The following is a 23207-nucleotide window of genomic DNA, read 5'->3' as shown; positions in this document are numbered from 1 at the left end:
CGCATTAAACCTGGCTGCGCCGCATTAATCCCGATGCTTATTCAAAAATTCCAGCATGCGCCGGTACACCGCGATTTCGTTCTTCCGCTTGGAGAAGCCGTGCCCCTCGTCGTCCAATACCAGATATTCCACATCCGTCCCCTGCTCCTTAAGCGCAGCTACGATCTGGTCGGACTCGGCCTTGACGACGCGCGGATCGTTAGCGCCCTGGATGACCAGCATCGGGTTCACCATCTGCTTCAAATAGGTGATCGGCGAATCCTTGGTCAGCCGCTCTTTGTCGCGCTCCGGATGGCCCAGCCAGCGTTCCATCACCGGCTTCCAGTCCTCCGGCACGGAATTCATGAACGTAAAGAGATTGCTCGGTCCAAAAATATCCACCGCCGCCCGGAAATATTCCGGATGGCGCCCGGCCAGCAGCAGCGTCATGTAGCCGCCGTAGCTGCCGCCCACGACGAACAGCTTCCCGCGGCTGGAGATACCCTGGTCAAACAGCCACTCCATGCCGGCTATACAGTCCAGGCGGGGGCCTTCGCCCCAGTCGCCCTCGACCCTTTTTACAAATTCGGAGCCGTAGCCGGTGCTTCCCCGGAAGTTAGGGGCAAAGATGTTGTAGCCGTAAGCGAGCATAAACTGGAACATGGCCCGGAAGAACTTCCCTTCGGATGCCTGCGGCCCGCCGTGCGGCCAGAAGATCGTGTACCCGTTCGCCGCCTCCGGCTTGGCCTTGAACAGCAGCGCTTCAATCTCCAGACCGTCAAAGGAGGGATAACGCACAACTTCAGGGTAGACCAGGTCCTCCGGCGCAAGCCCGGTGACGCGGTTCTGGGTCAGCGCCGTCCATTTTCCGTCCGTATAGCTGTAAATATTAAAAGGCTGCACCGCACCACGCCCCAGCACGTAGACCGTACCCGACTTGGCCACGACCGCTTTCTCGACCACGTCAACCGGCAGCTCAACCGCAGCCGCCTCCCCGCCTTCCAGCGGTTTGACATACATGCGGTTCTCCGTCCCTCTCTCGGTCCAGATATACAGCTGCCCCGACTCTTTATGATATTTGATGTCGGTCACCGCTTCGCCGCTGATCTGGCACAGGCTGGTGAATTCGCGCGTAGTCAGACTGTACTGCATCACATAAGCATATTCGCTTTCAAAATCGGTTATGTAGATCAAGGTCTCATTATCCGTAAAAATAAACCCGTAGCTGGTCTGAACCGCCTCCGGATTAGGCGACACCCAGGTTTCTTCCCCGTTCTCCAGCACAAAGGCCTGCTGATGGGTGTTGGCAAACATTTTGACGAGGACGAGCCGGTCTTCTTCAGGGCTTACAGCTTCCAGAAAGGTCGGCGCCTCCTTGCCCGTATACAGCAGCCGGTCTTCCCCTGTCTTCAGGTTCAGCAGCCGGGAGTTCAGATAGTTGGCATTGTCCTTGGAAGTCGTGTAATAGAGGCGCTCCCCGTCTTCCGACAGCTCGATCAGATAGAATTTATCGGCGGCCTCTCCTTCAATCAGCTTGAGCGGGTCCCCGCCTTCCGGAGGAAGGGCGTAGATCTGGTAGTTCTCATCCCCGTCGCGGTCAAATCCGGCCAGTATAAACTTCCCCTTCGGGTCCGCCTTAATCGCGTTCACATTCTGGTTGTTGTACGTGAGCGGAATAGGGTACGTCTGCGGCAGATTCATCGCCCACAGATTGGGCTGCCCGCTGAGATTGCTGCTGAAGATCAGCCGTTTCTCATCCGGGGTTACCGTAAAATCCCGTATCACATACGTTTGAAAAAACTGCTCCACATCCGGTTTTGGAAATTCAATCATACCTGAAGCCTCCTTAAGAGATTATGAGGTCAAAATGAATGGCTGCCAGATCTGCCCTGCAGCTAATATTGCCCTGAGGTACTGGAAGATCCTGAGAATATCATAAGCGATGTGACCGGGAAAGTCGAAGGCTGCTGCGCTGCTGGCTCCGTCCCGTCCGCACCTTTAACCGGGCCTGCGCATATACCTAGGCCATAGGAAGCGCCCAGAAAGGAGCCTGCTTGATTCATGATTCCCATGTATCCTTACTACGGTTCCCAGACCGTATGCAGAGAAGAAATGCTCACCTTCCCTCCCCAGCACCAGGAGCGCCAGCCCGGCATCGAAAGCCAGATGAATCCCCTGCCGATCTGGGACAACCCGGCCTACAAAGGCAGCGGCAAGCTGGAGGGCAAAACAGCGCTCATCACCGGCGGCGACAGCGGGATCGGCCGGGCGGCGGCTGTTGCTTTTGCCAAGGAGGGCGCAGATGTCGCCATCGCCTACCTGTACGAAAGATCCGATGCCCTGGTGACCAAACAGGCGGTTGAACGGCTCGGCCGCCGCTGCCTGCTGCTGGAGACTGACCTGCGTGTGAAGGCCAACTGTCAAGCTGCTGTTCACCAGACGGTCTCTGCCTTCGGCAAACTTGATGTGCTGGTGAACAACCATGCTGTCCAGTATCCGCAGGAGAGCATCGCCCACATATCGGAGGAGCAGCTGTATCAGACGTATCAGACCAACATTCTGTCCTTCTTCTTCATGGTGCAGGCTGCGCTGTCCTGCCTGAAGCCGGGCTCAGCCATCATCAATACGGCCTCCGTTACTGCCTATAAAGGGGAAAAGGAGCTGCTCGATTATTCCTCCACCAAGGGGGCGATCGTTTCTTTCACACGCTCCCTCGCCCTCCAGCTTGTTGACAAAGGCATTCGCGTAAATGCCGTCGCTCCGGGTCCGGTCTGGACCCCGCTGATCCCTTCCAGCTTCTCTGCGGAACGGGTCAAAACCTTCGGCGCCGACATTCCGATGAAGCGCGCGGCCCAGCCGTTCGAGCTGGCTCCGGCGTATGTTTTTCTCGCTAGTGAGCAGTGCTCCTCCTTCGTAACCGGCGAGGTGCTGCATGTGAACGGCGGACAGATGGTGACCACGTAACGAGAAGGAAACGGAGAAAGAAACGCAGAAAGAAACGGAAACGGAAAAGGAACGAGAATCGGAAAGAGAAAAAGACATTGAACAAACAAACAAGGTGCAGCCTGCCGGGAAAAGCCGGGAAAGCTGCACCTTGTTTGCCTATTATTGATCCATTCAGCTGCTTAATCATTTATTAAATGAACCTTACAGCTGATGAACTTTTTACCTAGCGAATGTTATTTCTAGTGAATATTATTTGTAGTAAACCTTATTTCGCGTTCACGAATCGGAGGACCTCGGCCAAGGCCTGTTCAGCCGTATACACCTCGTTCACGTCCTCGGCGCGGTTCTTGAACTCCACCAGACCTTCGCCGGCCTGCTTGCCGACCGTAATCCGGAGCGGCATCCCCATCAGATCGGCATCCTTGAACTTCACGCCTGCGCGTTCATCGCGGTCATCATACAGCACCTCGATGCCGGCAGCCTGAAGCTGCTCATAGAGCTGCTCGGCCAGCTTGGTCTGGGCTTCGTCTTTCACCGCAATCTGGATCAGATGCACATGGAATGGCGCGATGCTTACCGGCCATACCATGCTGCCGCCGTCCGAGCGCTGCTCGGTAATGGCGGACAGGATGCGGGAGATGCCGATGCCGTAGCAGCCCATAATCATCGTCTGGGACTTGCCCTCCTGATCGAGGAACGTTGCGCCCAAAGCCTTGCTGTATTTGGTGCCCAGCTTGAACACGTGGCCCACTTCAATGCCTCTGTGGAACTGCAGCGGCTGGCCGCAGCGAGGGCAGACGTCGCCTTCTGCCGCGTTGCGCACATCCGCAACCTTGGTGATGGTCAGGTCACGGCCTGGAACTACATTTTTCAGGTGGTAGTCCTTCTCGTTGGCGCCCACAATCCAGCTGGCAACGTTCATGACATCGCGGTCAGCAATAACAGTGACGTCCAGGCCGACCGGGCTGGCAAAGCCGGACACAAAGCCTGCTGCCGCCACTTCATCACCTTCCGCCATGCGGAGATCCTCCGTGCCAAGCGCATCCTGCAGCTTCAGCTCGTTCACCTCGTGATCGCCGCGGATCAATACGGCAACCACTTTGCCGTCCGCTGCGTAGATCATCGTCTTGACCAGCTGATCGGCTGGCACGTTCAAAGCTTCGGACAGCGAGGCAATCGAACCGGTGCCAGGCGTATGAAGCTTCTCGTAAGCAGGTGCTCCTTCATCGTTACGAGCGGCTGCGGTGTAGCCGATTTCCGCTTTTTCCAGATTCGCCGCATAATCGCATGCCGTACAGCTTACGATTGTATCCTCGCCGATGTCCGCCAGCGCCATAAATTCATGGTTCTCGCCTTCGCCGCCGATGGAGCCCGCATTGGCTTCAACCGCGCGGAAATCCAGCCCTACCCGGGTGAAAATCCGGCTGTACGCGTTGTACATGTCTTTATAGACCTTGTCCAGTCCTTCCCAGTTCACGTCAAAGGAGTAGGCATCCTTCATCATAAACTCGCGGCCGCGCAGCAGTCCGAAACGCGGACGGCGTTCGTCGCGGTATTTGGTCTGAATCTGGTACAGGTTCATCGGCAGCTTGCGGTAAGAGTTCACATCATTGCGGACCAGCGTTGTGATAACCTCTTCATGTGTTGGTCCAAGAGCAAATTCGCGGTCGTTGCGGTCCTTCAGGCGGATCAGCTCAGGTCCGTAAACCTGGTAGCGGCCGGATTCCTCCCACAGCTCGGCAGGCTGCATGGCCGGCATCAGCAGCTCCTGCGCGCCTGTGCGGTCCATTTCCTCGCGCACGATATTAGACACCTTTCTCAGCACTCTCCAGCCAAGCGGCAGGTAGCTGTACACCCCCGCCGCCAGCTGGCGGATATAACCGCCGCGCAGCAGCAGCTTGTGGCTGTTCGCCTCCGCATCGCCTGGCGCTTCTCTCAATGTTGGAACCAATAACTTATCCTGTCTCATCCCAAAATTCCTCCTTATAAAAATAAAAAAGAACGCATCTCCGTAGGGACGAATGCGTTCGTGGTACCACCCTAATTTCTATGCCCCGCCATCCGGCAAGCCGGTCAGCGGCCGCCAATCTTCGGCAGGCCAGGCATAATCTCAGAATCCTGTAACGGGGATGAACCGGCAGCCTGACCGCATTAACGCAGCCGGCGCAGCTCGCAAGTAGGGAGATCTAATCGTGCCGTAAAGCCTCTCAGCGTGATAATGGCTTATTCTCTGAACGACGCGGGTTTAAACCTCATGGCTTGGTCACAGCTGGTGGAAATATAGAAATCTGCAGCGCAGAGATCCGTTTAAAGCTTGAATTAACCTCAATATAGCTTAATTTACCGCTTACCGGCGCTTCCGTCAATGGGAAGATGACAGGAGGCCAGTTATAGCAATGGTAATAGCAATAGCTGGAGCTGTCACTGTCACTGTCACTGTCACTGTCACTGTCACTGTCACTGTCACTATCTTCAACTTGGACAAAAGGCCGCCGTTTTATTCAAAACGGGAAAAAGCGTCTGGGACAAACAGCAAGGCGCTTCAGTCCAGCCTGCCTAAGAAGTCCGGCTGCAGCGCCTCGATCAGGTCGCCGGCCAGCAGCGAGGCTGCGCCGCCGCGCAGGGCGGCCGCCTTGTCTCCGGCGGCGCCGTGCAGATAGACGCCGAGGCTGGCTGCCGAGGCGGCGTCCTGGCCTTGGGCGAGCAGGCTGGCGATGAGGCCTGTGAGCACGTCGCCCGTGCCGCCGGTCGCCATGCCGGGATTGCCGGACGCGTTCACGAAGACGCGTCCGTCCGGCGCCGCGACGACGGTGCGGGCGCCCTTGAGCACGAGGGTCACCCCGTGCTCGGCCGCGAAGCGGCGGGCCAAGCCGAGGCGGTCACGCTGCACCTCGGCCGTAGGGATCCCGGCAAGGCGGGCCATCTCGCCGGGATGCGGCGTCAGCACGGTCGGCGCAGACCGGCGCGGCCAGGCCTTCAGGCCGTCCGCCGCCGCAAGGATATTCAGCGCGTCCGCATCGAGGACAAGCGGCTTGTCCGCGCCCTGCCATAGGGCGCGGAGCCAGGCGGCGTCGCCGTCAAACCGGCCGAGCCCCGGCCCGGCGGCGAGCATGTCGCGCGTCTCCAGCAGCCGCAGCACATCGGCTGCGGCTTCCGCGCTCCAGTGCGCAGCGCCGTCCCTGCCGGCCGGCGCCAGCATGAGCTCCGGCACGGCGCCGAGCACGTGAGGCAGCGCCCCTGCGGGCAGCGCCCACGTCGCGAGGCCGCAGCCGCCGCGCAGGGCGGCGCGCCCGGCGAGCAGGCACGCGCCGGCCATGGCCAGGCTGCCTCCGGCCAGCAGCACATGGCCGTAGGTGCCCTTGTGCGCATCCGGCTTCCTCGCCTCAGCCGGATCGGCGCCCAGCCTGCTGCGCAGCACGCTTTCCGTCAGCAGGAAAGCGCTAATGCCCGCCTGCTCGGCCAGCATGTCCGGGATGCCGATATCCCGGACAACGACCTCGCCGGCGTACCCGGCGGCCGGATACTGCGTCAATCCGGCCTTCAAGAACCCCAGCGCGGCCGTCACGTCCGCCCGGAGGCACGCGCCGGGCACCTCGCCGGTATCGCTGTCGATCCCGCTCGGGATGTCCGCCGCGACAACGGGCAGGCCGCTTCCGGCCGCTTCGCCGATAAGCGCCGCGTAACGCTCCCGCGGCGCCCCGCTGCTCCCGGTGCCGAGCAGCCCGTCGACTAGGCCGGTATAACGGCCAAAGTCGAACCCCCGCCCCGGCTCGTACACCGCAGACGGGATGCCCAGCCGCTCCGCAATATCCCGCTGCACCGCGGCGTCGCCGGCAAGCTGCGCGGGATCGTCCGCGTACAGCAGCTCTGCCTCTATCCCGGCTGCAATCAGATGCCTGGCGCATACAACCGCATCCCCGCCATTGTTGCCTTTGCCGGCCAGCATCAGCCAGCGCTGCTTGTCTCTGCCGGTGTACTCATACCGGCCCGGGCGGCGGATCGGGGCTGAGCCGCAGCCGCCCGCCTGCTCCTCCCGGAGGAAGCGTCCCTCGCTCCCCTGTCGGCCAGTCTGCCTGCGGCACAGGTTCAGGACCTCCTCCGCAATCGCCCGTCCGGCGTTCTCCATAAGCACCAGAGCCGGGATGCCCAGGCCTTCAATCGCCTCCCGGTCAAGCGCCCGCATCTGCTCCTTATTGACTATGCGCATGGCGATTCCCCCTAAGCTGAGCTTCATATATTTCCGCCGTCAACGCTCCTTCGCTCAGTAAGCTACCGTAAAGCGTTCCCGGATAAACTGGGCGTCCTCCACCTCGTCCAGCAGGGCAGCGGCGTAATCCTCGGCCGAAATCCGGCTGTTGTCGAGCTCGTCGAGAATAACCCGGGTCGTCCCGATCCGGAACATGCCGGTGCGTTCCCCGGGCACAATGACAGGCGGCGGGCTCAAATACGTCCAGTCGATGTCCGAAGTCTTATAAATTTCATAAGCCTGGGCATGGGCGCGCGCCAGCGGCTTGATCTCCTCCGGGAATTCCGGGGTATCCATCAGCATCACGCCGGGCTGAGTTTCAAGGCTTCCCGCGCCGCCCACTACGATCAGGCGGTGAACATGCGCTCTCCGCACCGCTTCCACAAGCGAACGCGCCGCTTCCAGCAGCTCGTCTTCCGCTCCAAAGCGCGGTCCGTAAGCGCTGATAACAACATCCTGCCCGCTGATAGCCTCCGTCACCGTATCCGGCAGCAAAATATCGGCTGTCGCGATATGCAGCCGTTCATGCGGCGTAATGCCGGCAATTTTGTTCTGATCCCTGACCACCATGGTCACCTCGTGCTCGCGCCGCAGCGCTTCCTGCAGGATGCGGCTCCCGATCGTGCCCGTTGCTCCAAATAATGCTATTTTCATTTCCGTTCCCTCTTCCTAGCCCGGCGGTCAATCCATCCGGCTTTGTATTGTCTTCTGCTGCCCTGCGGCATTCACTCTTCTAATTTACCCATAATTATGGCCCTTCTGCAGTCCGAAACACAAGTTTACCCCTGTACATAACTATAATTGCCCCGGCGATCAGGAGCATCCCCATCAATGCGGGCGAGGCATGACCAAGGGATACGTAAATCTGCCCTCCGATGACAGGCCCGATGATTCGGGCCAGAGCCTGTATCGACTGGCTGCCTCCCTGGATTCTTCCCTGCCCGCCCGGCTCGGCCGATTTGGAGAGCATGCCGTTAAAGGCCGGCCCGAAGACCGAATCCCCAAAGCCAAATATAAACATGCCGGCGATCATAAGCGGGTAGAAGGAAAACAGCGCCGAGGCCGCTATAAAACCGTAACCGGCGATCTCCGAAGCCATTCCAAGAATGGCGATCTGTGCGTCGCTAAGCTTTTTCAGCAGCTTTGGCATAATAAGGCCCTGGGAGACAATGTCCTGAATGCCCATAATGGAGAACATAAGCCCGATCAGGGCAGGCGCCCAGTGGAAGGTGTCTACCGTAAACTGGGAGAGAACCGCCTGCAAAGAGCCGTTAGGAACCCAAATGAGGAAGGCTGAGATGAGCAGTCTGCTTAAATTTTTTGCGGTAAGTACGTGAAACAGCTGTGCCAAAGGATTGAGCCTTGCAGCGGTAATTTTGCTCAGCCTGTTCTCCCTGCCAAGACTCTCCGGCATCAAAAAGAACCCCGCGCCCGCATTTAACACCGTTATTGCTGCAGCCGCATACATAGGCACAGAATAGCCAAATTTGGCAAGCAGCCCGCCGATCGCCGGCCCCATCGCTGAACCTGCGCCGACAGCCGCACTCATCCATCCGAAATATTTGGTCCGCTGCGCCGCAGGCGTAATATCTGCAAAATAAGCAAAGAGAGTACTGATCACCCCGCCTGCTATCCCCTCAATTATCCGCCCGGCAAACAGCACCCACAAGGCTCCCCCCAGGCCAAAAATAAAGTAACCTGCTGCCGAACCGAGCAGGCAGATGAAGAGCAGCGGACGGCGGCCATACCGGTCGCTCAACGCTCCGAGCCCGGGTGCTGCAAGAAATACGCACAATGCATAAACGGAGGTGAGCAGCGTGACGACAACCGCCTGATTCCCCTGATTGGTATAGGGCTGCACCAGAAACGGGACAACCGGTGCGATGATGCTGAAGCCTATCCCGCATAGAAAAACAGACATAAGGCCGAATACGAAAGCCTTTTTATCGACGGCTTGCTCGTTGGCTTGCTCGTTGGCTTGCTCTTTAGTCTGCTCTCTGGCAGTTCCTCTGCTTGATTTGGATTTGAACAATGGAAATCTCCCCTTAAAGCTCGCTATTTTTCCTTCCTAGGAAACAAAATAAGTGTATCACGTTTTCCCTTCCTTGGAAACAAAAATTAAGCATCAAAAAAGGCACCCGCTCTCTTTCGAGTCCGGCTGCCTGTGGTTTGATTTTCAATTTTCAGCAATCCTATTTTTGTTCCGTTGCTTGCTCCGGCTTCATTCCCAGCCCCTGCTTCTTGATTTCCGCATCCAGATGCCTGCTGTAGTTCTCGATAAAACCGAGCATAGCCTCAAACTGCCGGTCGGTGATCTGCGCAAAGACGGCTTGGTCCCGCTCCTGAAACTCATTATGCAGGTCCTCATGGATCTTGAAGATCGCATTCCCCTGCTCCGTAAGCCTGAAATAAATTTCCTTCTTGTTATCCGGCTTCTGATAGCTTTCGATAATGCCTTTTTCAAGCAGCTTCTTCATAATTTTGCTTATAGCCCCGGTAGTCATATAAAGGGCTTCTGCAAGCCTGGTCACGTTGGGTTCTTCAAGCTTTCCAATGTATTCGATGCAGTGTACTTCAGAGGGCTTATAGCCTTTAAGACTCTCTTCCATTTTAAACTTATTGAGCCAAGCCAACTTGTTAAATAATTCCCGGAAGCTGGCTATGACCTGTTCTTCTTTGTTCATGATTTGCTCCTCCACCCGTCAGCAGCTTACAGCTATCATTATAAACAACCTGGCTGGACTTGTCCGGAAAATAAACAAAGCAGGCGGTCCCGCGACCCCTGCTTCTTCAGTTCAATTAAACCCTTAACCCGCTTTGCCCAGCGCGAAGCTGATGATCAGGATGACCAGCACAAGTGCGGTGATCCAGGCGAAGCGGTAATCTTTTTCATGGAGAAAGGTAAACAGGGACACCACCACCCGCATCACCGGGGTCAGGATGAGCAGGAACAGCCCCGCCTCGATCACGGCAACCGGCTTCCAGTCGGCCACGCCGCTGGCGATGTCCGTGAAGCTGGTCGGATACGTATCCTCCGGATACCCGCCTTCGCCGGTAATCAGCAGCCACAGCAGACCTGTAACGATAACCGCTGCAGCGGCGTAAATGCCGATGCGCAGCATCTTGGTTACGGCCAGCTCGACCGCGGCTATGCGGCTGGCGGCTTGTTCCCCTTCCGCTCCTGTTATTGCATTTGCATTTGCGTCTGCTTTTGCCTTCGCTTTCGCTTCCTCCATGCTTAACCCCTCCAGCCTGTGTAGAGCATTTGCGCCGCGACGTAAATCATGACCGGAATGAACAGCTTGCGGATCGTTCTGCTCTTCATGCGCTGCATAAGCCGGGAACCCACCGTCGCGCCGATCAGAACGCCCAGCGCTACCGGTGCTGAAATAACCGGATCAATATCTCCCCGGAACAGATAAATGACCGCGCTCGCCGCCGCCGTTACGCCCATCATAAAGTTGCTTGTAGCCGTCGATACTTTAAGCGGCATCTTCATAAAGACGTCCAGCGCCATAACCTTAAAGCTCCCGCTGCCGATGCCGAGCAGGCCGGAGATGACGCCCGCGCCGTACATAACGCCGAACCCCTGCGGCACCCGGTCCACGTTATAAGCAACGGTCTCCCCCAGCGCCTTGTCGTAATACTCCCCCTGCAGGCGCAGCTTCTGCGCAATCGGGTGCAGCGGGACATTCTGCGGGACTTCCTGGCTGGCCTTCTTGACCATGGCATACGCGGAGTAGAGAAGCAGTACCGCAAAGATGACGTACAGAAATTTCGGAGCGATGACGGCTCCCAGAAAAGCGCCGGTAATCGCCCCTACGGTTGTAGCGACTTCCAGAAACATGCCCACCCGGATATTCGTGATTTTGTCCCGGATATAGGCAACCGCCGAGCCGCTGGAGGTCGCGATAACGGAGATAATGCTGGCCCCGATGGCATGGTTGATGTCCACCCCGAACAGCAGCGTCAGCGCCGGCGTAACGACAATCCCGCCCCCCAGGCCGAGAATGGAGCCCACCACCCCTGCAAGGATGGCAATCAGAAAAATTTCAATCACTTCAGCCGTCAATATTGGCCCTCCTTCCTCTTCTTTCCTCTTCCTTCCTCTTCCTTCAAATTCCGTATCTCTGCTTTGTATGTCGCCACATTATATCATGAAAGCAAATCAGATCATTATATTCCGCAAAAATTAAATTACTTTACCCCAAGTTTCTTTTCGAAATAGTTTATCTTGATTTTTAATCTTTATGTCACTTCCTCGTAAAATAGATAAGTCTCAGCTCCGAATGGCGCCGAATTCCAGCAAAAAAAAAGAAGAAGAAGCCCCAGAGGAGGCTTACAAGTCCTCTTTAGGCTCCCACCCGGAGTCTTCTTTATGCTCAAGAATGTACAGTCCCTCGGATTTTTGCCATTCCGCATAAGCGATGTTCTTGAGGTCTGCATATCCCTTCTCCTGGAGCTCGTTCATGAGCCAGGCTTTATTTTTGCCGATGAGCTTGAGGTTCTCCTCGATGATCTCCCCGTCCTCAATCAGATTATAAGAAAGCGCGGGAGGCTGCTCCGGTAATTTCAAGTCCCCGCGTGTTACCGTCTCGGATTCTGACTTCTTCATCACGCTCAGCGTTCCGTTGGCCTCAAACAGGGCATATTCGACTTCGCCGATATAAAAAATATTTTGCTGCCGCAGCAGCATCCGCAGCTGATCAAAATCCACGCTGTTGCGGCGCATTTCCTTCAAATCGGCTTTGCCGCCGCGGATCAGGACGCCCGGCCTGCCGTCCATCACTTTCCGCAGCCTGCGGAAATGCTGGGTTACTTTTTCAAACAGGTAGGACAGCAGTGCCCACAGCAGCAGTGCATACAACAGCTTCACCACACTGGCTTCCTCGTCATAAATCGTGTTCCCGACCAGCTCGCTGAGCATAATGGAAGAAATAAAATCGAACGGGGTCAGCTGGGAAATTTCCTTCTTGCCAAGCCATCTTGTCATCACCCAAAGACCCAGAAAGCCGACGATCAGCTTAACGGTGATTTCGCCTATCATCATACAGGAACGCCTCCTCGCTACATTCAGCTTGTAATTTATATACCCGCTGTGCTTGAATTCGCATGCATTCTTGTGCAATAGTGGAAATATTAGAGTCAAGAGGAGTGAGCTTGGTGTTCCTTACGGATTGGCTGAATTGGATGGATCAGTATCCGCTGCGGGCCGCTGCGGTTATAGCTTCCGTGCTTCTCTTCGTCTGGCTGTATGTAACGGCAGCCCGGTTTTGGCGGAGAAATGAGGAAGCGCGGCTCAGCAGGCTCCGGGAGAGCCTGGAACGGTTTGGAACCGCCGGTTATGAAATCAGGCGGCAGCTTGCCAGACAAGACGGCCTGGAGGGGCCGGAGGAGCTGGCGGAGAACGCGGAGCTGGCAGACAGCCTGCTGTCCTGCCAGGCAGCGCCTTACAGCTCCTCCAATCTCCGCGAGCAGATCGGCATTTATTTGAAGCGGGGAGACGCTTCAAGGCTGGAGCCGCTCCTGCGCCTGCTGAACCGCGAAGCGCATCAGCTTGCGGAGGAATATGAGGCGCTGCTGGAAGCTGCCGAGCAGCCGGGCTGGGGACGTTCGCTGCTCAGGCTGCTGCAGCCGGCCCTGCCCTTTCTGCTTGTGGCTGCCGGCGTTTTGCTTGGCGTCTGGCTGGCGCTGGATCTCGCGGATCTCCCGCCGTCCGATGCGCCGGACTACGCCTGGACGATCGCCTGCCTGGTCATGCGCACCGCTTCGGGGCTGTTCTCGCTGCTTATGCTGGGACATGCCCTGCTCGTCAGCCGGAGGCCCGCTCCCGGCGCAGGCCTGCAGCGCTGGCTGGCGCTGCTGATCGCCGCTTTGTTCGCCGTACACAGCGCCGGGCTGGAAGCCGCGCCCTATACGCTCACGCTCCAGCTTCTGCTGTTCCCGCTGGGCTTCTGGAACCAGGGCAAACCGCGCAAATCCCGGCCGTTCGCCGGGCATTACGAGCTGGCCGGGCTGGACGGATCTTCGCAGCCTGCAGATTCATCCCAGGCGTCTTCGCTGGAGAAAGATTTAGAGCCTTCCGTCCTTCATTCCCGCGAATGAGGGAATGAATAGAATAGACAAGGCCCCCTGCCGCTTGTTGTTAACCGGCAGGGGGCCTTGTCTTTTATTTTTGCTGCTGCAGCCAGGCGCATATTTCCCGTTACGGGTCAGCGCATGCCTGTTCCACAGGCGTCCTTATATTCGCTCGGGCTGTAACCTGCATATTCCTTGAATACCTTGGAGAAATAGTGCTGGTCGGCAAAGCACAGCAGCTCCGCAACGTCCTTGACCTTGACATCCGGGCCTGTAGCGAGCAGGCGGCGGGCTTCAGCAATTTTAAGACTCATGTAGTAGTGGACGAAGGTGTCGCTTGTGTACCGCTTGACAATCCGGCTGATATAGGACGGGCTGACATGAAAATGCTGCGCCGCATCGCCGATGGACAGCTGGGCGTACAGGCGGCTCCGCAAATAGCGGTCGAGCTGGCCGAACAGCTCCTCGCCGCTCTTCCGGCAGGGCTCCTGGAGCGCCTCAAACTTCCGGCCGGCCCACGCCAGAAGCTCTTCGCCAAGCGACTCCAGGCTTTCGCCCGCCATGAACTGCCCCGCTTCCTCAGCCGGGCTGCTGCAGCCGGATTCGCCCGGGCTGTCCCTGTCCGTCCCGGGCACGGCGGCGAAGGCTTCCGCCAGAAAGCGGACGGAGCGCTCCAGCTCGCAGAGCCGGGCCGAGCGGCTCAGCCATTTCGGCAGCTGCTGGCGCAGAAGCAGCAGAAAGCGCTCCTTGTTCCGCTGCGCGATCAGGTCGGCGAGCTGGGTCCGGACGGCGACCGTCTCCGCTGCGTCTCCCGGAGCCGCGCCGCCCTCCCTGTCTGCCTCCGCAGGCTGCGCCAGCTCCCCGGCAATTGTGAGCCGGCCGTTCATGGCCCGGTCCAGCCGGCCATAGACCGACACCAGCGGCTGAATACCCGCCGGCAGGTGGTCGGCCAGCACGGCCGCCCGCAGGCCGAGCTGCTGCAGCCGGCTCTGCACCGCCAGGCCCCAGGCCCCGGCGGATGCCGGTGCGCTGATCCCGGCATTCCCCGGAATCCCTGCATCCCCTGCGCCCGCCAGCACAATAAACTGCTCCGGGCGGCCTGCAGGGAGCACGGTGCAGCCGCAGGGCGCGCAGGCTTGTTCCAGGGAAGCGCGCATCTCTGGTGCGCGCCACTGCTCCGCCCCCGGAGTAAAGGGCTGCCTGCGCACCAGCAGCATGATTTTATCTGCGGCATACAGCTCAGCGCCGAGCGCCATTGTGGGCAGAAATTCAGGCTCGACAACGCCTTCAAGCAGCTTGCGGTCCATCTGACGCTGCGCATCCAGCTGCTCTACGAGCCGCTGCATGACCTGGCTGAACTGGCTCTCCTCCAGCGGCTTCAGCAGGTAATCAAACGCCTGGAGATTCAGCGCCTTGCGCACGTATTCAAAATCGTTGTACCCGCTGATCAGCACGGTCTGGAGTCCGGGGCAGACGAGCTTGCCCTGCTCAATCAGCTCCAGCCCGTTCATCTTGGGCATCCGGATGTCCGTCAGAAGAATATCCGCAGGCTGGGACTTGAGAATTTCGAGCGCTTCAAGCCCGTTTGCGGCGGTGGCGGCCAGGCGGACCGGAAGACCGGCCGATTCGAGCAGCCTTTGAATATGGCGCAGGATCGGCTTGCTGTCTTCAGCGATAATTGCGGTATACATGATGCAGCCCCTCCCTCCACTTTCGTACCTTTTTTTCCTAAGACAAAGACGCCCGGCAGCCTCCTAATAAAAATCCTCCGTCAGCGACGCGATGATCTGAACTGCTGCTCCTCCGCCGTCCTCCGAGTGATTGTAGAGGTTAAAGAACAGCCGGTTCTTGTACATCAGCTTGAGCCGGTGCACCGTGTTGACGATTCCCATGTTGCCGATGCCGGCCGAGTCCAGCCCGGTCCCCTGCTCCCCGTCCTGCGCGCAGCCTGCATTCACGTTCTCCAAAATTTCACGGATCTTGTCCGCCTCGAACCCAGTGCCGTTATCCCTTATCTCCAGAGCCCACAGGCCGTTATACAGCTTCACCCTGACCTCAATTCTCCACGGCGGGTCTTCGGACTTAAAGGCATGCTCGATGCAGTTCTCCACAAAGGGCTGAATAACGAGGCGGGGCAGCCTGATCTGGTCAAACACAGGGTCTGCATCGACGATCCACTCGAGATCTTCTTCAAAATTATGCTGAACCAGCGTCAGATAATGCCTGGCATGCTCCAGCTCCTGCGTCAGACTGACATGCTCATACGGAGAAGAAACAATATACCGCAGGCTGTCTGACAGGTGCTTGCACATATCCGAGACAACCTCATTCTTCCCCTCCTGTGCGGCGATGCTGATCAGGTACAGCGTGTTGTGAATAAAATGCGGCGCAATCTGCGCCTGCAGCGCCGAGTTGCGCGCTTTCGCCTCCTCATGCACCGCCTGCTTCTCCCGCTCGATGGACACCTGCAGCCGCTCAAGCAGCTCGCGGAACGCCTCGTTCAGCATGAGCAGCTCGTTGTTGGAGGAGCGCGTCTCCACCTTCATGTCCATATTGCTGTAATTGATCCGCAGAATCTGCTTGCGCAGCTTCCGGATCGGCAGCAGCAGGTTGCGCGCCGAGACGTAGAGATACGCTGCAGAGAACAGAATCAGCGAGGTAATCAGCAGCATCGAGAGATATTTGACCGAGTTCACCGGTCCGAGCACGACCTTTCTCGGAATCACCATGTACGTCGTCCAGCCTGTCTCGGCCGAACGGTGGTAGGCGACATAAGTCATCCGGCCGCCCGGGTAGACGCCTTCTTCCGCTTTCGGCTTGTCAAACGAAGGGATTTTCCCGTTTCCTTCCCCTTCCCCTTCACCTTCACCATCCTCAAGCACAGATGAGCCATAGACAAGCTGCCCGTCCGGGTCCAGCACATAGACGTCGCTGCCCGCACTTCCGACAGCCGCCCTGCTCAGGTACTCCTGCTTCAGCTGAATGGACAGATAGCCGAATACCTGCCCGTTCTGGTTCATAATGGTGCGCAGAAAATAAACCCGCCCGGACTCCGGCCGGTATAACGCATACGCGCTTTCGGACCAGCTCGGAAATTTCCAGCTGTCCTCGAGGAACAACACGAGCGAGGACAGGTTGCCGGAATTGCCGATGTACGAGGTCAATAGACTGCCCTGCGCATCATAAATCGCCATATCCTCAATATTCATGCTGGGGCCGATCGCCTGGAACATCACTTCCCGCAGCTTCCGGTTGATTGTAAGCCCTTCCAAAGGAGGCGGCGAATCTCCTCCTCTCGGGAGCAGCGTATACACCTGCGTGTTGGCCAGTATGCGCTGGGACAGCTCGTTCTGGCTGCTGACGTACAGGTCCAGCTGATCGCTGATTTTGGCCGCCGCAAGCTGCATTTCATTCTCGCTTCTGGCTTTGAGCGGCTTTATGACCACAACATTTACATAGACGGTGAAGCAGCCGACCACGATCAGCAGAAGCACCCCAAACGCCAGAAAGAACCTGGTCTGCAGGCTTGTCTGGCCGCGGCGGACCCTGATTATCCCCTTGCCAAAAACCACTCCAACTCCCCCCGGCCTTGTGTTTCTCATACTTTACAACTAAAATGGCAGCCGGACAACCCATTCTTGCAGGTTCAGGATATTACACACAAAGAGTAAACCAGAAACATGTACCTTTACCTGCATCGTCTCTATAATCAATCGGTGTAAGCGGATTCACTGGTTCGTTACTACCATTCACTAATCTCAGGGGGAGATCACATGAATAAGACAACGAGGAAGGCTTCGGCAGTTCTGCTGGCGGGTATGATGGCTGTTTCTCTGGCTGCCTGCGGCTCCGGCAATTCCAAATCAGACAGCTCCGCAGCATCCGGCAATAACAGCAGCGGCAGCGGCGGCAATGTGAAAATTGAGCTGGCCATTTCCAAGAGCTCGCAGGATTCGGCGTTTGTTCAGCAGGATCTGCTGGATGCTTTTGAGAAGGAAACCGGCATCAAGGTCAATCTGCAGCTGCTCCCGGCCGAGCAGACCGCAACCGTGCTGCAGACCAAGCTGGCTGTCGACGAGACGCCTGACATTATCCAGTACAATCTTGCCAGTGCGACAACTGACCTTAACCTGGAGCGGAACTTCGAAATTCTCGACAACGAGCCTTGGGTCAGCCGCATTCTGAACAAAGACGTGCTCTCCGCCTACGGCCATGTCTACAGCTTCCACGTCAGCCAGGATACCGGCATGCAGGGCGTTGTGTACAACAAGGATATTTTTGAGCAGCTGGGGTTGTCTATTCCGAAGAACTACGATGAATTCCTCGCAGTCTGCGAGAAGATCAAAGAAGCGGGCATCACGCCGGTATTTATGCCTTATAAAGACAACTGGGCCGCTAACGTATGGCCGGCAGCCGCTTTTGCCGATTATGCCGACAAGAATGATCCGACGCTGTTTGACGATATCAACTCCAACAAGAAGAAGTGGTCCGACGTACCGGAGTTCCAGACCATTCTTCAGCAGCAGTATGACATTTATAAAAAAGGCTACACCAACGCCGACATTCTCAGCGACAGTTATGATATGGCGGTCGGCAAATTCCTGAACAAGGAAGTAGCCATGATGTTTATGGGCGACTGGCTCATCCAGGACGTCGTTACGAAAGATCCGAACATGCACCTCGGGCTGTTCCCGATTCCTTATACTGATGATGCCAAACTCGGCGCCAGCCCGCTCGGCGGCCAGCTCTTCATTCCGAAGAAAGCCAAGCACATGGAAGAAGCCAAGAAGTTCCTGGATTACATTGCTTCCAAGGATGTCGCCCAGAAGATCGTGAACGAACAGAAATACGTGTCCAATTTGAACGACGTGCAGACACCGGAGCTGCCGGAATACAAGCAGGAGATCGTAGACAACTACATTACGCCTAAGAAAACCGTGCTGACCACCGACGCCTACATGCTGGTTGACCGCAGCGAGCTGTACCGCCTGCTTCAGGACGAGTTCGCCGGAGGGCAGGATCCAAAAGGCGTGCTCTCGGCCTGGGATGACAAGTTCCAGCAGCTCATGAAGGATAAAGGGATCGAAGGCTTTTAACTAGACTAACTAGATGCGGTAAATGAACGGGGGCCGCGCAGGCCCCCTGTTTAAATCCCGCTTTAAGGATGGGGTGTGAGAGAAGGATGAAAATATCGCGCAAGCTGTACTCCTATTACCTGGCCTGGCCGGCGCTTTTGATCTATTCGGTCTTCTTCGTCATCCCGGCCATCGCCGGCCTGTACTATTCGTTCACGGACTGGCGGCTGGACCGGACGGCCATCAAGTTTATCGGCTGGGACAACTTCGAGCGGATCTTCACGGACAAAACCCTGCTGCTCGCCATCAAAAATACGCTGATCTTTGCCATAGCAACCGTAATCGGCAAAAATCTGATCGGAATCGCGCTCGCCGTCGGCTTGAACATGCGGCTTAAGACGCGCAATATTCTGCGGGCGATCTTCTATTCCCCGTCGATTCTGAGCATTCTGGTCATCAGCATTGTGTTCACGCCTATGCTGCGCGCTGACGGCACCATCAACCGGATCCTGGATGCGGTCGGGCTTCACTTTCTCAGCCAGAACTGGCTGACCAACCCTTCCGTCGTAATCTGGACCATCGCCCTGGTGTCAATCTGGCAGCAGGCCGGCTTCCAGATGGCGATCTACCTGGCCGGTCTCCAGTCCATCTCCAAAGAGTATTATGAAGCCGCCACCATCGACGGCGCCGGCGCCTGGAGAAGCTTCCGCAGCATCACGCTGCCGCTGCTGCTTCCCGCGCTGAACATCAACCTGATGCTTACGCTGATCGGCGGCCTCAAGGTGTTCTCCGAGGTATTCGTGCTCACCGGCGGCGGTCCGGGCAATTCGTCCCAGGTGGTCGGCACCATCATTCTGCGTTCGTTCGGCGAGGGCAGCTGGGGCCTCGGGACAGCGGTTAACACGCTGCTGTTCGCCGCAGTAACCGTCATCGCCATCCCGCTGCTGATCTTTATGCGCCGCAAGGAGGTATCGGAATAATGAGCTATACACGCAAACTCGCCTGGCGCGGTTATCTGGTCGAAGGCTTCCTGATTCTGGTCTCGCTGGCCATCATCCTGCCTCTGCTCATCATGATCTTCGGCAGCTTCATGAACAGCACGGAGGTACTGAAGTTCTCGCTCCGTTTTCCGAAAGAATGGCTGTTCTCGAATTACTCCATGGTCTTCCGGGAGGGAGGACTTGGACGCGCCTTCCTGAACGGAATTCTGATTACGGGCGTGTCTTCTATCTTGAACATCTTCACTTCGTCGGCCGCCGCCTTTATTCTGGTCCGCAGGGAATCGAAGCTGGCGAACTTCCTGTATATGTTCTTCTTCATGGGGCTCATTGCGCCGATGTCCACGATCACCACGATCCGTGTAGTCCAGTGGCTCGGCTTCTACGGCAGCATCACCAGCGTTATTCTGATTTATGCGTCGCTTAATACGGCGTTCAGCGTATTTCTGTACAGCGGCTTTATCCGCTCCATTCCGAAGGCACTGGATGAGGTGGCTTTTCTGGAGGGCGCCAACACGCTCCACGTCTTCTTCAAAATCGTCACGCCGCTCATCCTCCCGGTTAACGCGACGGTGGCGATCATGGTCTTCATGTCCGTCTGGAACGACATCACGATTCCGCTGTACTTCCTGACCGACAGCTCGGACTGGACGATGCCGCTTTCGGTGTACAACTTCTACGGCAAATACAGCCGGGACTGGAACCTGATCTTCGCCGATCTGGTGCTGACCTCGCTGCCGGTGTTCATTCTCTATCTGTTCTGCCAAAAATACATCGTCAGCGGCCTCACAGCCGGCGCCGTCAAAGGCTAAAGCAGAAAGCAGAAGCCAGAAACCAGTAAGCATAAATGCAGCAGCGGCGATCCGCCCTTGTGCAAAAAGAAAGAGAGCCTTCACCCGCGTCAATGACGCTCAGGGTGAAAGCTCTCTTTTCCTGTGTCCGGGCAGGCTCCCCGGTCAGTCTCCCCGGCCCGTTAATGGCCGTGCTTCCGCGTGAACCAGGCCTTTACAATCAGCGTGACCAGCGCAAGCAGCAGCAGGAGCGAAGCCACGGCGAAGGCGGCCGAGAATTGGTACTCATTGTACAGAATCTCGACGTGCAGCGGCAGCGTGTTCGTTTCGCCCCGGATATGGCCGGACACCACCGATACGGCGCCGAACTCGCCCATCGCCCGGGCGTTGCAGAGGATAACGCCGTACAGCAGACCCCATTTAATGTTGGGCAGCGTAATATGCCAGAATACCCTCCAGCCCTTGGCGCCCATCGTGACGGCCGCTTCCTCCTCCTGCTGGCCCTGGTCCTCCATCAGCGGAATCAGCTCGCGGGCCACGAACGGGAAGGTAATGAAGAGTGTAGCCAGAATGATGCCCGGCAGCGCAAAAATAATATGAATATTATGATCATCCAGCCATGGGCCGAGCCAGCCCCTTCTCCCGTAGATCAGCACATAAATCAGGCCGCCCACCACAGGCGATACGGAGAAAGGCAGATCAATCAGCGTCGACAGCAGCCCTTTGCCTTTAAAGCGGAACTTCGTAATCGCCCAGGCGGCAGCTACGCCAAACACCGTGTTAACAGGCACGGTAATAAGCGCAACCAGCAGCGTCAGCCGCAGTGCCGACAGCGCGTCAGGGTCGGTAATGGCGGCAAAATAAACGCCCAGCCCCTGCCTCAATGCTTCGATCAGCACGGACAGCAGGGGAAGAATGATGAGCCATAACATGACTAAACCGGCCAGTCCAATCAGGACCCATTTGACCGTTCTGGACGGGGCCGTGCCGCGGCTGCGCACAGCCGGCGTGTTTGGAGCTCTTTTTAATGCCGGAACTGTTCCTGCCATTTGTTATCCCTCCACTTCCGGATTTATCCGGCGTATTTCCGAACCCAGCGCTGCAGCATGTTGGTTCCGAACAGCAGCAGGAACGAAATCAGCAGCAAAATAATCGCAACCGCGGTTGCTCCGGCGTAATCAAAGCGCTCCAGCTTGGACATAATCAGCAGCGGCGCAATCTCCGTCTTCATCGGCATATTGCCCGAAATAAACACAATCGAGCCGTATTCCCCGATCCCGCGCGCAAAGGCAAGCGCAAAGCCGGTAATCAGCGAAGGGGCAAGCTGCGGCAGAATGACGGCAAAGAACGTCCGCGCCCGGCTTGATCCCAGCGTCGCCGCCGCTTCCTCTACATCGGCCTCCAGCTCCTGGAGCACCGGCTGCACCGTCCGGACGACAAACGGAATGCCGATGAACATCAGCGCGACGATGATGCCGAGCGGTGTGAAGGCCACCTCAATGCCGAGCTTCGACAGCCACGAGCCCATCCAGCCGTTCTTGGCGTAGATGGAGGTCAAGGAGACGCCGGCTACCGCCGTGGGCAGCGCAAACGGCAGATCGACGAGCGCGTCGAAGATGCTTTTTCCGGGAAAATCATATCTGACCAGCACCCAGGCCAGCAGAAGTCCCAGCGCCGTATCAATCAGCGCCGCAGCCCCCGCCGTCAGAAAGCTGATCTTGTAAGACGCCATAACCCGGGGGTCCGCGGCGACATCCGCAAACTTCGCCCAGGTCAGGCCTGTAGAATTAAAGAGCAGTGCCGAAAGCGGGATCAGCACAACCAGGCTTAAATACAAGACCGTGAAGCCCATCGTGATTCCGAAGCCGGGCAAAATCCCCCTATTGGATGCCGATGCCGGTGCGGCTCTCATGGCTCATCCCTCCCTGTTCAAACTTTCCATCCATTCGTGATCACCCTCAGTTCCCGCTACTTCCCGGGCGTATAAATCTGGTCAAAAATGCCGCCGTCGCTGAAGTGCTTCTTCTGCGCCTTGGCCCATCCGCCAAATTCCTCATCTATCGTGTACAGCTTAAGGTCCTGGAACTTGTCCTTAAACTTCTCCTTCACACTTTCTAGAGTTGGACGGTAAAAATTCTCCGCGGCAATCGTCTGCCCCTCTTCCGAGTAAAGGTACTGCAGATAGGCCTCGGCCGCCTCCCGGGTGCCTTTGCGGTCCACATTATGGTCCACGACCGCCACCGGCGGCTCGGCCAGAATGCTTTCGGAAGGGTAGACGATGTCGAATTTATCCTCTCCCAGCTCCTTCCGGGTGAGCAGCGCTTCGTTCTCCCAGGCGATCAGCACGTCGCCGATGTCGCGCTGGACGAAGGTGGTGGTGGCGCCGCGCGCCCCTGTGTCCAGAACGGGCACGTTCTGGTAGAGCTTTTTCATAAACGTCTTGGCTTTCTCCTCGTCGTTGTTGTTATGGTGCATCGCGTATCCCCATGCCGCCAGATAGTTCCATCTTGCTCCGCCCGACGTCTCCGGATTCGGAGTCACGACCTGCACGCCGTCCCGGATCAGATCGTTCCAGTCTTTAATGCCCTTCGGATTGCCCTTGCGGACCACCAGCACAATGGTCGAGGTGTACGGGGCGCTGTTCAGCGGCAGCTCGCTCTGCCAGCCCTCATCAATTAATCCGGCCTTCTGGATCGCGTCGATGTCATAGCCGAGCGCCAGCGTCACAACATCCGCATTCAGCCCGTCATTGACGGAGCGGCTCTGCTTGCCCGAGCCCCCGTGGGACTGCCGGATAATCACCTTCTGGCCTGTCTTCTCCTGCCAATAGGCTGCAAAAGCTTTATTGTAGCTTTCATACAATTCACGCGTCGGGTCATATGAAACGTTAAGCAGTTTAATCGTTTTACTGTTTGCCCCGGTTGTTCCCCCGGAGCCGCAGGCCGTAACCGCCACCGTAAGACTTAAGACAACCCCTGCCAGAACAGCCTTCTTTAAACCTTTCTTCAACCGTTTCACCCCTCTATCTAACGCTCCCGTAAAAAAAACAGAATGAGTCTGCGCCCGCCCTTTGGTTTAACCGGGCTGCGTCCGT

At 57.3% G+C, this 23207-nt stretch carries 19 protein-coding genes; 5 read left to right on the top strand and 14 right to left on the bottom strand.

All coding sequences use genetic code 11. The features are described 5' to 3' along the window. Window positions 1-24: 24 nt before the first annotated feature. Window positions 25-1812 carry a S9 family peptidase gene (locus tag FCN15_RS11505; RefSeq protein WP_138495156.1) on the bottom strand — a complete coding sequence of 596 codons (1788 nt, stop codon included), beginning with the start codon at window positions 1810-1812 and terminating at the stop codon, window positions 25-27. Between the two features lie 228 nt (window positions 1813-2040). Between FCN15_RS11505 and FCN15_RS11500 the strand changes: the two genes are divergently transcribed. Beyond that, window positions 2041-2943: an SDR family oxidoreductase gene (locus FCN15_RS11500; RefSeq protein ID WP_138495155.1), complete on the top strand. Its 903-nt coding sequence runs from the start codon at window positions 2041-2043 to the stop codon at window positions 2941-2943. Window positions 2944-3190: 247 nt separating this feature from the next. On the opposite strand, the gene FCN15_RS11495 is transcribed toward FCN15_RS11500, so the two are convergent. The 8 genes from FCN15_RS11495 to FCN15_RS11460 form a co-directional block, all read right to left on the bottom strand. Beyond that, window positions 3191-4894, bottom strand: a complete 1704-nt coding sequence (locus tag FCN15_RS11495) for a proline--tRNA ligase (RefSeq protein WP_138495154.1) — start codon at window positions 4892-4894, stop codon at window positions 3191-3193. Between the two features lie 573 nt (window positions 4895-5467). Further along, entirely contained in the window at window positions 5468-7132 is a 1665-nt protein-coding gene (locus FCN15_RS11490) for an NAD(P)H-hydrate dehydratase (RefSeq protein ID WP_138495153.1), read from the bottom strand. A gap of 54 nt (window positions 7133-7186) precedes the next feature. Continuing rightward, a complete protein-coding gene (locus tag FCN15_RS11485; RefSeq protein WP_138495152.1) occupies window positions 7187-7825 on the bottom strand; it encodes an NAD(P)-dependent oxidoreductase in 639 nt (212 codons plus the stop codon). A 94-nt stretch (window positions 7826-7919) separates the two neighbouring features. Then, the gene (locus FCN15_RS11480; protein WP_238996638.1) at window positions 7920-9203 is read right to left on the bottom strand and encodes an MFS transporter; all 1284 of its coding nucleotides are present in this window, start codon (window positions 9201-9203) and stop codon (window positions 7920-7922) included. A 160-nt stretch (window positions 9204-9363) separates the two neighbouring features. After that, window positions 9364-9855, bottom strand: a complete 492-nt coding sequence (locus FCN15_RS11475; RefSeq protein ID WP_138495151.1) for a MarR family winged helix-turn-helix transcriptional regulator — start codon at window positions 9853-9855, stop codon at window positions 9364-9366. Between the two features lie 123 nt (window positions 9856-9978). Continuing rightward, complete coding sequence (locus tag FCN15_RS11470) at window positions 9979-10293, bottom strand: DUF1634 domain-containing protein (protein WP_238996647.1); 315 nt, start codon at window positions 10291-10293, stop codon at window positions 9979-9981. 116 nt (window positions 10294-10409) lie between these two features. Next, complete coding sequence (locus FCN15_RS11465) at window positions 10410-11243, bottom strand: sulfite exporter TauE/SafE family protein (RefSeq protein WP_138495149.1); 834 nt, start codon at window positions 11241-11243, stop codon at window positions 10410-10412. Window positions 11244-11510: 267 nt separating this feature from the next. After that, a complete protein-coding gene (locus tag FCN15_RS11460) occupies window positions 11511-12221 on the bottom strand; it encodes a DUF421 domain-containing protein (protein ID WP_138495148.1) in 711 nt (236 codons plus the stop codon). 113 nt (window positions 12222-12334) lie between these two features. On the opposite strand from FCN15_RS11460, the gene FCN15_RS11455 reads away from it, so the two are divergent. Beyond that, window positions 12335-13276 carry a hypothetical protein gene (locus FCN15_RS11455; RefSeq protein ID WP_138495147.1) on the top strand — a complete coding sequence of 314 codons (942 nt, stop codon included), beginning with the start codon at window positions 12335-12337 and terminating at the stop codon, window positions 13274-13276. 107 nt (window positions 13277-13383) lie between these two features. On the opposite strand, the gene FCN15_RS11450 is transcribed toward FCN15_RS11455, so the two are convergent. Together FCN15_RS11450 and FCN15_RS11445 are read right to left on the bottom strand one after the other, a co-directional pair. Then, window positions 13384-14940, bottom strand: coding sequence for a response regulator transcription factor (locus FCN15_RS11450; RefSeq protein WP_138495146.1), 1557 nt, complete (start codon window positions 14938-14940; stop codon window positions 13384-13386). A gap of 63 nt (window positions 14941-15003) precedes the next feature. Further along, window positions 15004-16821 (bottom strand): sensor histidine kinase, encoded by a 1818-nt coding sequence (locus FCN15_RS11445; RefSeq protein WP_238996637.1) that lies wholly within the window; start codon window positions 16819-16821, stop codon window positions 15004-15006. A 201-nt stretch (window positions 16822-17022) separates the two neighbouring features. On the opposite strand from FCN15_RS11445, the gene FCN15_RS11440 reads away from it, so the two are divergent. The 3 genes from FCN15_RS11440 (at window position 17023) to FCN15_RS11430 (ending at window position 20134) form a co-directional block, all read left to right on the top strand. Next, window positions 17023-18345, top strand: coding sequence for an ABC transporter substrate-binding protein (locus FCN15_RS11440; protein WP_138495144.1), 1323 nt, complete (start codon window positions 17023-17025; stop codon window positions 18343-18345). 86 nt (window positions 18346-18431) lie between these two features. Further along, entirely contained in the window at window positions 18432-19304 is an 873-nt protein-coding gene (locus FCN15_RS11435; RefSeq protein WP_138495143.1) for a carbohydrate ABC transporter permease, read from the top strand. Then, window positions 19304-20134, top strand: coding sequence for a carbohydrate ABC transporter permease (locus FCN15_RS11430; RefSeq protein WP_138495142.1), 831 nt, complete (start codon window positions 19304-19306; stop codon window positions 20132-20134). Before FCN15_RS11435 ends, FCN15_RS11430 begins: the two co-directional genes overlap by 1 nt. Before the next feature lie 161 nt (window positions 20135-20295). Here FCN15_RS11430 and cysW read toward each other — a convergent pair whose 3' ends face one another. The 3 genes from cysW to FCN15_RS11415 are packed head-to-tail and all read right to left on the bottom strand — an operon-like array spanning window position 20296 to window position 23122. Further along, window positions 20296-21162 carry a sulfate ABC transporter permease subunit CysW gene (cysW, locus tag FCN15_RS11425; RefSeq protein WP_138495141.1) on the bottom strand — a complete coding sequence of 289 codons (867 nt, stop codon included), beginning with the start codon at window positions 21160-21162 and terminating at the stop codon, window positions 20296-20298. A 23-nt stretch (window positions 21163-21185) separates the two neighbouring features. Next, complete coding sequence (gene cysT / locus FCN15_RS11420) at window positions 21186-22025, bottom strand: sulfate ABC transporter permease subunit CysT (RefSeq protein WP_138495140.1); 840 nt, start codon at window positions 22023-22025, stop codon at window positions 21186-21188. A gap of 56 nt (window positions 22026-22081) precedes the next feature. Then, complete coding sequence (locus tag FCN15_RS11415) at window positions 22082-23122, bottom strand: sulfate ABC transporter substrate-binding protein (RefSeq protein ID WP_138495139.1); 1041 nt, start codon at window positions 23120-23122, stop codon at window positions 22082-22084. Window positions 23123-23207 lie beyond the last annotated feature (85 nt).

Origin of the sequence: Paenibacillus pinistramenti, assembly GCF_005869875.1 — a bacterium.
Classification (GTDB): domain Bacteria; phylum Bacillota; class Bacilli; order Paenibacillales; family Paenibacillaceae; genus Fontibacillus; species Fontibacillus pinistramenti.
This window is presented reverse-complemented; position numbering and strand designations above follow the sequence as displayed.